This is a genomic window from Streptomyces sp. NPDC041205 (genome assembly GCF_055591765.1).
Genome location: NZ_JBVIZH010000003.1, coordinates 818,224 through 833,041 on the forward strand (window position 1 = coordinate 818,224; position 14,818 = coordinate 833,041).

General features: G+C 73.7%; 1 protein-coding gene. It reads left to right on the forward strand.

The genetic code is table 11. The annotated features are described in order from the left end of the window. Window positions 1-47 precede the first annotated feature (47 nt). Window positions 48-14,777: a type I polyketide synthase gene (locus tag ACZ6BG_RS17860; RefSeq protein WP_469002117.1), complete on the forward strand. Its 14,730-nt coding sequence runs from the start codon at window positions 48-50 to the stop codon at window positions 14,775-14,777. Window positions 14,778-14,818: the final 41 nt, after the last annotated feature.

Genomic DNA, 14,818 nt, shown 5'->3' on the forward strand with positions numbered 1-14,818 from the left:
CGGACCGCAACGAACACGTCCGCACCGCCGTAAGGAGCACACCCCAGATGGAGAACGAGGACAGGCTCCGCGACTACCTCAAGCGGGCCACCACCGATCTGCGCAACACGCGCCGACGCCTGCGCGAGGTCGAGGACCGGGAGCACGAGCCCATCGCGATCATCGGCATGAGCTGCCGCTACCCCGGCGGCGTCGAGTCGCCGGAGGACCTCTGGCAGCTCCTCGCCGACGGCACCGACGCCGTGGTGGAGTTCCCCGCCGACCGCGGCTGGGACGCCGACGCGCTCTACGACCCCGACCCGGACCACGTGGGCACGTCGATCACCCGGCACGGCGGCTTCCTGCAGGGCGCCGCCGGCTTCGACCCCGCGTTCTTCGGGGTCAGCCCGCGCGAGGCGACGGCGATGGATCCGCAGCAGCGGCTGCTCCTGGAGACGTCGTGGGAGGCCTTCGAGCGGGCGGGCATCGACCCGACCCAGGCCAAGGACACCAGGACCGGCGTGTTCGCGGGCATCATGTACAACGACTACGCCACGCGGCTGCCGCAGGCACCCGAAGGGTTCGAGGGCTTCCTCGCCAACGGCAGCGCGGGCAGCATCGCGTCCGGCCGGATCGCGTACACGCTCGGCCTCGTCGGGCCCGCCGTCACCGTCGACACGGCGTGCTCTTCGTCCCTCGTCGCCCTGCACCTCGCGATGGTGGCCCTGCGCCGCGAGGAGTGCTCCCTCGCACTCGCCGGCGGCGCCACGTTCATGGCCACGCCACGCACGTTCGTCGAGTACAGCAGGCAGCGCGCCCTGTCCGTCGACGGCCGCTGCAAGGCCTTCTCCGACAGCGCCGACGGCACCGGCTGGGGCGAGGGCGTCGGCATGCTGCTCGTGGAGCGCCTCTCCGACGCCCGCCGCAACGGCCACCCCGTCCTCGCGGTGGTCCGCGGCTCGGCCGTCAACCAGGACGGCGCGTCCCACGGCCTGACCGCGCCCAACGGCCCCTCCCAGCAGACGGTCATCAACCAGGCCCTCGCGAGCGCCCGGCTCACCCCGGCGCAGGTCGACGCCGTCGAGGCGCACGGCACCGGCACCACCCTCGGCGACCCCATCGAGGCACACGCCCTCATCGCCACCTACGGTGCCGAGCGCACCGCCGACCGCCCGCTGTGGCTCGGTTCGCTGAAGTCGAACATCGGCCACGCCCAGGCGGCGGCCGGTGTCGGCGGCATCATCAAGATGGTCATGGCGATGCGGCACGGCGTACTGCCCAAGACCCTGCACGCCGACGAGCCGAGCAGCCACGTCGACTGGTCGGCGGGCACCGTGGCGCTGCTGACCGAGGGGCAGCCGTGGCCTGAGACCGGCGAACCGCGCCGCGCCGGTGTGTCCTCGTTCGGCGTCAGCGGCACGAACGCGCACGTCATCCTGGAGCAGGCGCCCACCGCCCCGGAGGAAGAGCCGCCCGCCACCGCCCCGGAGCCCGCAGCGGACGCCACCACCTCGGCCAGCCCTGTCACGCCCTGGACGCTGTCGGCCCGCACCCCCGACGCGCTGCGCGCCCAGGCCGACCGGCTCCTGTCCGCCGTGACGGCCGCCACCGACTTCGACCCGGCGGGCATCGGCTTCTCCCTGGCCACGACACGCACCCTGTTCGAGCACCGTGCCGTCCTCGTCGCCGAGGACCGCGCCACCACCATCGCCAGGCTCACCGCGCTCGCCGAGGGACGCGGCGGCCCGGGCGTCATGGTGGGCGAGGCGGCATCGCACCGCTTGGGGTTCCTGTTCTCGGGGCAGGGGTCGCAGCGGCTGGGCATGGGGAGTGAACTGGCGGCCCGTTTCCCGGTGTTCGCGGAAGCCCTGGACAAGGTCCTGGGTGAGTTCGACCCGCGAGTGCGGGAGGTGTTGTTCGGTGAGGATGCCGAGGCGCTGAACGAGACGGGGACGACGCAGCCCGCGCTGTTTGCGGTCGAGGTCGCCTTGTTCCGGTTGCTTGAGTCGTGGGGTGTGCGGCCGGATGTGCTGGCTGGTCACTCCATTGGTGAGCTGGCTGCTGCGCACGTCTCGGGTGTCTGGTCGCTGGCTGATGCCGTCAAGGTCGTGTCGGCGCGCGGCGCGCTCATGCAGGCGTTGCCTGAGGGCGGCGCCATGGTCGCGATCCAGGCGTCCGAGGTTGAGGTCACTTCCGAGGGCTTGCCGGAGACGGTGGGTATAGCGGCGGTTAATGGTCCTAACTCGGTCGTCGTTTCCGGTGTGGCCGCCGATGTGGAGGCGGTCGCGGAGCGGTGGCGTGAAGCGGGCCGTAAGGCGACCCGGCTGAAGGTCAGTCACGCGTTCCACTCGCCGTTGATGGACCCGATGCTGGACGACTTCCGCGCGGTGCTTCAGGGTGTGTCGTACGCGGAGCCGTCGCTTCCGATCGTGTCGACGCTGACCGGTGTCCGGGCGTCCGCCGAGGAGTTGGCCTCCCCGGACTACTGGGTGCGGCACGTCCGCGAGTCCGTGCGGTTCGCCGACGCCGTCGTGGCGCTGCGCGAGCAGGGCGCCGACGTCTTCGTCGAGATCGGTCCGGGCGGTGTGCTGTCCGGCCTCGGGCAGCTGAGCGCCCCGGAGGCCGTCTTCGTGCCCGCTCTGCGGGGCGACCGCCCCGAGCTCGTCGCGCTGACGACCGCCGTCGGCCAACTGCACGTGCGCGGTGTCGCGGTGGACCTGGCCGCCTGCTTCGACGGCAGCGGTGCCCAGCGGGTGGGCCTGCCGACGTATGCCTTCCAGCGCGAGCACTACTGGCTGGACGACGACGCGCCCGCCACCCCGGGCGATGAGCGGATGTCGCCGGTCGAGGCGCGGTTCTGGGAGGCCGTGGAGGAAGGCGATCCCGGCGATCTCGCCCGCACGTTGGGTGTGTCCTCGGACGATCCGCTGAGCGAGGTGCTGCCCCGCCTGTCCGCCTGGCGGCGGAAACAGCGGGAGCGGTCTGCCGCCGACGGCTGGCGGTACCGGGTCGAGTGGCGGCCGGTGTCCGCGGGGACCCGACAACTGGACGGTGCCTGGCTGGTCGCGGCGCCCACGGGGGAGGAGCGCACCGCTTGGGTGCGTGACGCGCTGGCCCGCGGCGGCGCCGACGTCCACGTCCTGGACGTGGACCTGGAAGCGGTCGACTGGGCGGAGCGGCTGAGCGAGCTGCCCGCACTCGACGGAGTCGTCTCGCTCCTCGGACTCGCCGACGTCGGCACATCGGCCGTGCCCACGGGCGTGGCGGCCACGATCGGTCTGTTACGCGCCCTGGGTGATGCGGACGTCTCCGCGCCCCTGTGGTGCCTGACGTCGGGCGCGGTGGCGGCGGCCGGGAGCGACACGGTCCCCGGATTCGAGCAGTCGACGCTCTGGGGCCTCGGCCGGGTGGCCGCCCTGGAGCACCCCGACCGCTGGGGCGGACTCATCGACGTACCCGAGGCAGCGGACGAGACCACCGGAGACCTCATCGTCTCCGCCCTCGCCGCCGGGGCGACGGGCGAGGACCAACTCGCCCTGCGCGGAAGCAAGATACTCGGCCGCAGGCTGCTGCCCGCACCGGTGGGCAGTGCCTCCGGTGACGGCTGGACGCCGCGCGGCACGGTCTTGGTGACCGGCGGCACCGGCGCCCTGGGCGGCCACACGGCGCGCTGGCTCGCGGCCCACGGCGCCGAGCACGTCGTGCTGGTGAGCCGTCGCGGTACGGCGGCCGCGGGCGCCGCCGAGCTGGAGGCCGAACTCGTCGGCCTCGGCGCGCGCGTCACCATCGCCGCGTGCGACATGGCCGACCGGGACGCCGTCGCAGCGCTCCTGGAGAGCGTCCCTGCGCTCACCGCCGTCGTCCACACGGCGGGCATCGAGGGCTCGGCCGCCCTCGCCGACATCGACGACCTCACGGAGTTCGGCGCGGTTCTTGCGGCGAAGGTGGACGGCGCGCGGAACCTGCACGAGCTTCTGGGTGATGCGCCGTTGGACGCGTTCGTGCTGTTCTCGTCCATCGCGGGTGTGTGGGGGAGTGGCGGGCAGAGCGCGTACGCGGCTGCCAACGCCTACCTGGACTCCCTGGCCGAGCACCGCCGGGCCGCGGGCCTGCCCGCCACGGCGGTCGCCTGGGGCCCGTGGGGCGGCGGTGGCATGGTCGCCGACTCCGGGCAGGACGCGGAGGCGCAGCTGCGCCGCCGGGGCCTCACCACGATGGCACCCGACGCGGCACTCGCCGGTCTCGGCACGGCCATCGACCACGGCGACGGCCAGATCACCATCGCCGACGTCGACTGGACCAGGTTCGCGGGCACCTTCATGGCCCAGCGCCCCAGCCCGCTCCTCGCCGAACTGGCCGAGGTCCGCGCCGCGTTCGACACCACTCCCGCCGAGCAGGGCTCTTCGGCGCTCGCACGGCGCCTGGCCGGTCTTGACGAGGCCGAGCAGGAGCGCCAGCTCACGGAGCTGGTGCGGTACGAGGCCGCCGCCGTGCTGGGGCACGCGTCCAGCGACGCGTTCTCCGCCACCCGTGCCTTCCGCGATCTGGGCTTCGACTCGCTGACAGCCGTGGAGCTGCGCGCCCGCCTCAGCGAGGCCACCGGCGTCGCCCTGCCCGCCGCCGTGGTCTTCGACTACCCGACGGCGGCCGCGCTCGCCACCTACCTGCGCACCGAACTGTCCGGCGCGGCCGCCGCCACCCCCACCACCGCGGTCACCGTGTCGGAGGTCACCGACGAGCCGATCGCGATCGTGGCGATGGCGTGCCGCTTCCCCGGCGGCGTGGCGAGCCCGGAGGACCTGTGGCAGGTGCTGCGGACGGGCGCGGACGCGGTCGCGGAGTTCCCGGCCGACCGCGGCTGGGACCTGGAGGCGCTGTACGACCCGGACGGCGCGGGCATCGGCACCTCGTACTCCCGCATGGGTGCCTTCCTCGACCACGTGGCGGACTTCGACCCGGCCTTCTTCGGGATATCGCCGCGTGAGGCCCTCGCCATGGACCCGCAGCAGCGACTCCTCCTGGAGACCTCCTGGGAGGCCTTCGAGCGGGCGGGCATCGACCCCCAGTCGCTGCGCGGCAGCCGGTCGGGTGTGTTCGTCGGCACCAACGGCCAGGACTACACCCGGCTGATGATGGCCGCGCAGGAGAGCGTCGACGGCTACTTCGGCACCGGCAGCGCCGCGAGCGTCATCTCCGGCCGCCTGTCCTACACGTTCGGCCTCGAAGGTCCCGCCGTCACCGTCGACACGGCCTGCTCGTCGTCGCTGGTCGCCCTGCACCTCGCGGTGCAGGCCCTGCGCAAGGGCGAGTGCGAACTGGCCCTCGCGGGCGGCGTGACGGTGATGTCGACGCCCGCCGCGTTCGTGGAGTTCAGCCGTCAGCGTGGACTCGCCGCGGACGGACGCTGCAAGGCGTTCGGCGCGGACGCCGACGGCACCGGCTGGGGCGAGGGCATCGGCATGCTCCTCGTCGAGCGCCTGTCCGACGCCGAGCGCAACGGCCACCAGGTGCTCGCCGTCGTGCGCGGCTCGGCGGTGAACCAGGACGGCGCGTCGAACGGTCTGACGGCTCCGAACGGTCCCTCGCAGCAGCGGGTGATCCGTCAGGCGCTCGCCAGCGCGGGTCTGACCCCGTCGGACGTGGACGCGGTCGAAGCACACGGCACGGGTACGACGTTGGGCGACCCGATCGAGGCGCAGGCGCTCCTCGCCACATACGGGCAGGACCGTGCTACCGACCGGCCCCTGTGGCTGGGGTCGATCAAGTCGAACATCGGCCACACGCAGGCCGCCGCCGGTGTGGCGGGCGTGATCAAGATGGTGATGGCGATGCGGCACGGCGTGCTGCCGCAGACGCTGCACGCGGACGAGCCGTCACCCCACGTGGACTGGTCCGCGGGCGCGGTCGAACTGCTCGCGGAGGCCCGGCCGTGGCCGGAGACCGGTGAGCCCTGGCGCGCCGGTGTGTCCTCCTTCGGGTTCAGCGGCACGAACGCCCACGCCATCATCGAGCAGGCCCCCGCCGTCACGCGGGAGGAAGCCCCGGAGCCGTTGCCGGTCGGCGCGGTCGTCCCGTGGCTCCTTTCGGCCAAGAGCCCGCAGGCGCTGCGCGAGCAGGCCGCGCGACTCGGTTCGTTCGTGGACGGCTCACCGGATGTTGCCGTGGCGGAAGTGGGCCGTGCCCTCGCGTTCTCACGGGCGCTCCTTGAGCACCGGGCTGTGGTTGTCGCCACCGACACCGCCGACTTCCAGGCGGGGCTGACCGCCCTTGCCGAGGGGCGCGGTGGTCCGGGTGCCGTGGTGGGCGAGGCGGCTTCGCACCGGGTGGGGTTCCTGTTCTCGGGGCAGGGGTCGCAGCGGTTGGGGATGGGGCGTGAACTGGCGGCCTGTTTCCCGGTGTTCGCGGAGGCTCTGGATGAGGTCCTGGGTGAGTTCGATCCGCGGGTGCGGGAGGTGTTGTTCGGTGAGGATGCCGAGGCGCTGAACGAGACCGGGGTGACGCAGCCCGCGCTGTTCGCGGTTGAGGTGGCGCTGTTCCGGCTGCTTGAGTCGTGGGGTGTGCGCCCGGACCTGCTGGCGGGGCACTCCATCGGTGAGCTGGCTGCGGCCCATGTGGCTGGTGTCTGGTCGCTGGCTGACGCGGCCAAGGTCGTGTCGGCGCGTGGTGCGCTGATGCAGGCGTTGCCTGAGGGTGGCGCGATGGTCGCGATTCAGGCGTCGGAGGCCGAGGTCAGCTCTGACGGCTTGCCGGAGACGGTGGGTATTGCGGCGGTTAATGGTCCTAACTCGGTGGTGGTCTCCGGTGTGGCCGCCGATGTGGAGGCGGTCGCGGAGCGGTGGCGTGAGGCGGGGCGGAAGGTGTCCCGGCTGAAGGTGAGCCACGCGTTCCACTCGCCGCTGATGGACCCGATGCTCGACGACTTCCGCGCGGTCCTTCAGGGTGTGTCGTACGAGGCGCCCGAGATCCCGATCGTGTCGACGCTCACGGGCCAGCTGGCCACCACCGAGGAGTTGATCTCCTCGGACTACTGGGTGCGGCATGTGCGCGAGTCCGTGCGGTTCGCCGACGCGGTGGTGGCGTTGCGTGAGCAGGGTGTCGACGTGTTCGTGGAGGTCGGCCCGGGTGGCACGCTGTCCGCGCTCGGTCTGGGCAGTGCCCCAGAGGGGGTGTTCCTGCCCGCGCTGCGTACGGACCGGTCTGAGGAGAACGCGTTCGTCGGCACGGTCGCCGCGCTGCACACGCAGGGCGTGCCGGTCGACTGGACCGCCTACTTCACGGGCGGTGGGCCCCGGCAGGCCGACTTGCCGACCTACGCCTTCCAGCGTGAGCGCTACTGGCTGGATCCCGCGTCCGACGGCGCGGACGTCGAGCGGATGTCGCCGGTCGAGGCGCGGTTCTGGGAGGTCGTCGAGGAGGGCGACATCGCGGACCTCGCCCGCACGCTCGACGTGTCCTCGGACGATCCGCTGAGCGAGGTGCTGCCCCGGCTCTCCGCCTGGCGGCGCAAGCAGCGGGACCGGTCTGTCGCCGACGGCTGGCGGTACGGCGTCGAGTGGCGCCCGGTGTCCCCTGAAGGACGGCGGCTGGACGGTGTCTGGCTGGTCGTGGCGCCGACCGGAGTGCCGTCGGGAGAGCCGCGCACCGCATGGGTGCGTGAGGCGCTGGCCCGCGGTGGCGCCGACGTCCACGTCCTGGAGGTGGACCCGGAGGCGGTCGACTGGGCGGAGCGGCTGAGCGAACTGCCCGCTGTCGACGGGGTCGTCTCGCTCCTGGGACTTGCCGACGCGGGTGGGGCCGCCGTGCCGACGGGTGTCGTGGGCACGATCGGCCTGCTGCGGGCCCTGGGCGCCGCGGGTGTGTCCGCGCCCTTGTGGTGCTTGACGTCGGGTGCCGTGGCGGCCGTCGAGGGTGACGTCGTCGCCGGGTTCGAGCAGTCGATGCTGTGGGGTCTCGGGCGGGTGGCCGCGTTGGAGCAGCCGGGCCGTTGGGGCGGTCTGGTCGATGTGTCCGCAGCGGCGGATGAGACGGGCGGTGATCTGCTGGTCTCGGTCCTCGCCGGGGCGGGCGGCGAGGACCAGGTCGCGCTGCGCGGCGACGCGGTACTCGGCCGCAGGCTGGTGCCCGCGCCGCTGAGCGCCGACAGCTCCGGCTCCGGCTGGACTCCGCGCGGCACGGTCCTGGTGACCGGCGGCACCGGCGCCCTGGGCGGCCATGTGGCGCGCTGGCTGGCGGCGAGCGGCGCCGAACACGTCGTCCTGGCGGGGCGTCGCGGCCGGGACGCCGAGGGAGCCGAGGAGTTGGAGACTGAGCTCGTCGGGCTCGGCGCGCGCGTCACGTTCGCCGCTTGCGACGTGACGGACAAGGACTCGGTGCGCGGGCTCCTTGCGAGCGTTCCGGCGCTCGACGCGGTCGTCCACACGGCGGGCATCGAGCGCTCGGCCCCTCTTGCCGAGCTGGACGCGGACGACCTCGCCGGCGTGCTGTCGGCCAAGGTCGACGGCGCCCGGAACCTGCACGAACTCCTGGGCGACACCCCGCTGGACGCGTTCGTGCTGTTCTCGTCCATCGCCGGAGTCTGGGGCAGCAGCGGGCAGGGTGCGTACGCGGCCGCCAACGCCTACCTGGACTCCCTGGCCGAGCACCGCCGGGCCGCGGGCCTGCCCGCCACCGCGGTGGCCTGGGGCCCGTGGGGCGGCGGCGGCATGGTCTCCACCACCGAGCAGACCGCGCTGCTGCGGCGCTGGGGTCTGTCGACGATGGTCCCGGCGGTGGCGATCGCCGGTCTGGCCACGGTGCTGGAGCGCGGTGACGGGAACATTGTCGTCGCCGATGTGGACTGGGAGCGGTTCGCGGGCACCTTCATGGCGCAGCGGCCGAGCCCGCTCCTGGGTGAACTGCCGGAGGTGCAGGCGGCGTTCGCCACCGCTCAGGTGGAGCAGGGCACGTCGGCGCTGGCGCGGCGCCTGGCCGGTCTGGACGAGGCCGAGCAGGAGCGTCAGCTCACGGAGCTGGTGCGGTACGAGGCCGCTGCGGTGCTCGGCCATGTGTCCGGGGACGCGTTCTCCGCGACCCGTGCTTTCCGGGACCTGGGCTTCGACTCGCTGACGGCCGTGGAACTGCGCGCCCGCCTCAGCGAGGCGACCGGTATCGCCTTGCCGGCGACGCTGGTCTTCGACTACCCGACGGCCGCCGTTCTGGCCGCGTACCTGCGTACCGAACTGTCCGGAACGGGCGTCACCGCATCCCTTCCCGCCGCGGTCGCCGGTGTGACCGACGAGCCGATCGCGATCGTGTCGATGTCGTGCCGGTTCCCCGGTGGCGTGGCGAGCCCGGAGGAGCTGTGGCAGGTGCTCCTGTCCGACGGGGACGCGGTGACGGAGTTCCCGGCCGACCGTGGTTGGGACGTGGAGGCGCTGTACGATCCCGACCCGGACGCCGTCGGCACCACTTACCTCCGCTCGGGCGCGTTCCTGTCGGACGTGAGCGGCTTCGACGCGGGCTTCTTCGGGATCTCCCCGCGCGAAGCGCTGGCCATGGACCCGCAGCAGCGACTCCTCCTGGAGACCTCCTGGGAACTGCTCGAGCGCGCCGGCGTCGACCCGGCCTCGCTGCGCGGTGAGAGCGTCGGCGTGTTCGTGGGCTCGAACGTGCAGGACTACGGCCAGGTCCTCGGCGGCGCCGCAGAGGATGTCGGCGGCTACGTCGCGACCGGCAACGCGGCGAGCGTCGTGTCCGGCCGACTCTCGTACACGTACGGCTTCGAAGGCCCCGCCGTCACCGTCGACACGGCCTGTTCCTCGTCCCTTGTGGCGCTGCACATGGCCGTGCAGGCGCTGCGGTCCGGCGAGTGCGAACTGGCGCTCGCGGGCGGTGTGACGGTGATGTCGACGCCGGGCGCGTTCATCGAGTTCAGCCGTCAGCGCGGCCTTTCGCTCGACGGCCGGTGCAAGGCCTTCGCGGCGGCCGCCGACGGCACCAGCTGGGGCGAGGGCGTCGGCATGCTCTTCGTCGAGCGCCTGTCGGACGCCCGGCGCAACGGGCACCCCGTCCTCGCGGTGATCCGCGGTTCGGCGGTCAACCAGGACGGCGCGTCCAACGGCCTCACCGCCCCGAACGGCCCCGCGCAGCAGCGCGTCATCCGTCAGGCCCTGGCGAGCGCCGGTCTTGCCGCGTCCGACGTGGACGCCGTCGAAGCGCACGGCACCGGCACGAAGCTGGGCGACCCCATCGAGGCCCAGGCGCTCCTCGCCACCTACGGGCAGGACCGCCCCGCCGACCGGCCCCTGTGGCTGGGCTCCGTGAAGTCCAACATCGGGCACACGCAGGCCGCCGCCGGTGTCGCCGGAGTGATCAAGATGGTCATGGCGATGCGGCACGGCGTCCTGCCGCGCACCCTGCACGTCGACGAGCCGTCGCCGCACGTCGACTGGTCGGCGGGCGCGGTGGAACTGCTCACCGACCCGCGTACGTGGCCCGCTGTGGACCGGCCGTGGCGTGCCGGTGTGTCGTCCTTCGGGTTCAGCGGCACCAACGCGCACGCCATCATCGAACAGGCCCCCGAGGCGACACCCGCCGAGGAGACCGGGCCGACGGAGCCGGGCGTCGTGCCGTGGGTGCTCTCGGCCCGCACCGGCGAGGCGCTGCGGCAACAGGCAGCGCGACTCCGCGACGAACTCGACCACCAGGCCGACGTGCCGGTCGCCGACGTCGCCCACTCGCTGCGGTCCCGGTCGGTGTTCGACCACCGTGCCGTGGTCGTGGGCGCGGACCGCGAGGAGTTCCGCAGCGGCCTCACCGCCCTCGCCGACGGCCGGGAGGCACCGAACGTCGTCACCGGCGTGGCGGACGACCGCGGCACCGGCCCGGTGTTCGTGTTCCCCGGCCACGGCACCCAGTGGGTCGGCATGGCCCACGAACTCCTGGAGTCCTCGCCGGTGTTCCGCGCGCGGATGGAGGAGTGCGCCGAGGCCCTCGCCGAGCACGTCGACTGGTCGCTCCTCGACGCGATCCAGGACCCCGGTCTGATGGAACGCCTCGACGTCGTCCAGCCCGCCCTGTTCGCCGTGATGGTGTCGCTCGCCGCCACCTGGCGGTCCTGGGGCGTCGAACCGAGCGCCGTCCTCGGGCACTCCCAGGGCGAGATCGCGGCCGCGTGCGTCGCGGGCGCCCTGCCCCTTCCGGACGCGGCACGGCTCGTCGTCCTGCGCAGCAAGGCACTGACCGCGCTCGCCGGACAGGGCGGCATGGTGTCCGTCGCGCTCGGCGTGGACGCCGTACGGGAACTCCTCAGGCCGTGGGACGGGCAACTCGACGTCGGCGTGGTGAACGGCCCCGCCTCGGTCGTCGTGTCCGGGGACACGGCCGCGCTCGACGAACTCATGGAGGTCTGCGCCGAGAAGGGCGTGTGGACACGGCGGGTCCAGGCGGACTACGCCCCGCACTCCCACCACGTCGAGCGGATCGAGGCGGAACTCGTCGCGGGTCTCGCGGGCGTGTCGCCGCGCTCCGGCGACGTACCGTACTTCTCGCCGCTCACCGGCGGCTGGCTGGACACCCGCGACCTCGACGCCGCGTACTGGTACCGCAGCCTGCGGCAGACCGTGGAGTTCGCGGACTCCGTCTCCGCCCTCGTGGCGGCGGGCTCCAGCACCTTCGTCGAGGTCAGCCCGCACCCGGTCCTCGTGGCCGGCCTCGGTGAACTCGTCGGCGCCGACGGCGTGGTCGTCGGCTCGCTGCGGCGCGGCGACGGCAGCGAGGGACGGCTCATGGCCTCGGCGGCCGCGCTGTTCGCACGCGGCGGCCGCGTCGAATGGCAACTCCCCGCAGCACGGCGGGTGGACCTGCCGACGTATCCGTTCCAGCGCGAGCGCTTCTGGCCCACGGCGGCGCACACCGCGTCCGGCGACGTGACCTCGGCCGGCCTCGGCCGCGTCGACCACGCCGTCCTCGTCGCCGTCACCGAACTCGCCGACTCCGAAGGCCTCGTGTTCAGCGGCAGGCTGTCCCTGCGCACCCACCCGTGGCTCGCCGACTACCGCGTCCTCGGCACGGCGGTGCTCCCCGGCGCGGCCTACGTGGACCTCGCGCTGCGCGCCGGAGACCACGTCGGCTGCGCGTCCCTGGACGACCTCGTCCTGGAGGCGCCCCTGGTGCTGCCCGAGCGGGACGGCGTCCAGGTCCGGCTCGGCCTCGACGGGCCCGACGCGTCGGGCCGACGGGCGTTCACCGTGGACTCGCGGGGCGACGGCGGCGGCGCCTGGACCCGCCACGCCACCGGCACCCTGGCGGCCGACGCCGCACCCGTCGCCGACGACCTCGTCGCCTGGCCGCCCACCGAGGCCGAACCGGTCGAGGTCGACGACCACTACGCCACCGTCGCCGCCTCCGGCCTCGACCACGGCCCCGCCTTCCAGGGCCTGCGCGCCGCCTGGCGCAAGGGCGACGAGGTGTTCGCCGAGGTCGAGCTGCCCGACGGCCTCACCGAGGACGGCTTCGGCCTGCACCCGGCTCTCCTGGACGCCGCGCTGCACACGGCCGGGCTCGGCGTGAGCTCGGACGGGCTGCCGTTCTCGTGGGCCGGGGTGCGGCTCCTCGCGACCGGCGCGACGGTGCTGCGGGTCCGCCTCACGCCGGTCGGCGTGGACGCCGTGGCGGTCCTCGTCGCCGACGGCTCCGGCCAACCGGTCGCCGCCGTAGACCAGTTGAGCCTGCGCCCGGTCTCGGCCGACCAGCTCGACCTCGCCCGGTCCGCCCACCGCGACTCGCTGTTCGAGGTGACGTGGGTCCCGGTACGCGACGCGGCTCCCGACACCGGCACCTGGGCGGTCCTCGGCGGCGACACCGCCCGCCTCGCCCACGCCCTCACCGCGGCGGGCGAGCCGGTCGACACACACGACGACCTGGCCGCGCTCGTCGCCGCCGTCGACGGGGGCGCGCCCGCGCCCCGGTGGGTGGCGGTGACGCCAGGCGAGAGCGCGACGACGCCGCGCGAGGCGACGCGCCACACCCTCGACCTGCTCCAGACCTGGCTCGCGGACGACAGGTTCGCCGACGCCCGGCTCGTGCTCCTGACGAGCGGCGCGATGGCGGCGGGCCCGGACGAAGACGTGCCGGACCTGGTCCGCGCACCCGCCTGGGGCCTGGTGCGGTCGGCGCAGTCGGAGCACCCCGAGCGGTTCGTGCTCGTCGACGTCGACGAGCACGAGAAGTCGCTGCGCGGGCTGCCCGCCGCGGTGGCCACCGGGGAGCCGCAGCTCGCGATCAGGAACGGGGTGGCCTCGGTGGCGAGGCTGGGACGGCTCGCGGCTCCGGCCGACGCGCCGTTCGCGGCGCCGGGTGAGGGTACCGGGGCACGGGCGGCCACCGCGGCCGACGGGACCGGGGGACGGGCGGCCACTGCGGCCGACGGGACCGGGGCGCGGGCCGCCGACGCGCAGCCCGCAGCCCCGGGCGGCGGCTTCGACGCCGAACTTGCCACGCCCGCCGAGCCGTTGGCGTTCACCGCCGACAGCACGGTGCTGATCACCGGCGGACTCGGCATGCTCGGCGGCCTGACCGCACGCCACCTCGTCACCCGCCATGGAGTCGGCGAGCTGGTCCTGACCGGCCGCCGCGGCACCGCCTCGCCGGGCGCCGACGAACTGCGCGGGGAACTGGAGGAACTGGGCGCACGCGTCACGATCGTCGCGTGCGACGTGAGCGACCGCGACGAGGTCGCCGCGCTCCTCGCCGCACACCCCGTGACCGCCGTCGTGCACACCGCCGGTGTCCTGGACGACAGCGTGATCGAGTCCCTGACCCCCGAGCACGTCGACGCGGTGTTCCGCCCCAAGGCCGACGCCGCGCTGCACCTGCACGAGCTGACCCGCGGCCTGGACCTGTCGGCGTTCGTCCTGTTCTCCGCCATCGCCGGAGTGCTCGGCAGCCCCGGACAGGGCAACTACGCGGCCGCCAACACGTTCCTCGACGCGCTCGCCCAGCACCGCAGGGCCGCCGGACTGCCCGCGACCTCACTGGCCTGGGGCCTGTGGGCCGAGGCCAGCGGCATCACCGGGCACCTCGACGACGCCGACGTACAGCGGATGGCGCGCGGCGGCATGGCCCCCCTGGCCTCCGCCGACGGCATGGCGCTGTTCGACGCGGCGCGCGCGACCGGCGCCGCGACGGCGGTGCCCGCCGCGATCGACCTGACGGCGCTGCGGGCCCACCCGGAGCACGTCCGGCCGCTGCTGCGCGGCCTGGTGCCCACGCCCGCCCGCAGGGCCGCCAGGTCCGGCGACGGCTCCGGCACGGTCTCGCTCGCCCAGCGGCTCGCGGGCCTCACCGAGGCGGAGCGGGACCGCACCCTCGTCCACCTCGTCCGCACCCACACGGCGGCCGTGCTCGGCTTCACGGGACCGGAGGCCGTCGAGGCGGAACGGGCCTTCAAGGAACTCGGGTTCGACTCGCTGACCGGCGTGGAACTGCGCAACAGGCTCGACGCCGAGGTCGGCTCGCGACTGCCCGCCACCCTCGTGTTCGACCACCCGACACCGGCGGCACTCGCGGCCCATCTGCGGGCGACGGTGCTCGCGGACGACCGCACGCCCGCCGCCGAGGTGCTCGGCGAACTCAACAAGCTGACCGTCACCATCTCCAAGCTCGACCCGGACGACGCGCTGGTCGGAGACATCCGGCTGCGGCTCCGCTCGCTCCTGTCCACATGGGACGACAAGGAACCCGAGGCGACGACGGGCGACCTCGACGCGGCAACGCTCGACGACGTGTTCAACATCATCGACGAGGAACTTGAGTCCTGATCCGCAGGTCCGGACTTTTACCAAAAGGGGTAACAAAGCAC

Excerpts from the sequence above, each read along its gene's own strand:
- ACZ6BG_RS17860 (WP_469002117.1), top strand. The coding sequence starts at position 48 with ATGGAGAACGAGGACAGGCTCCGCGACTACCTCAAGCGGGCCACCACC.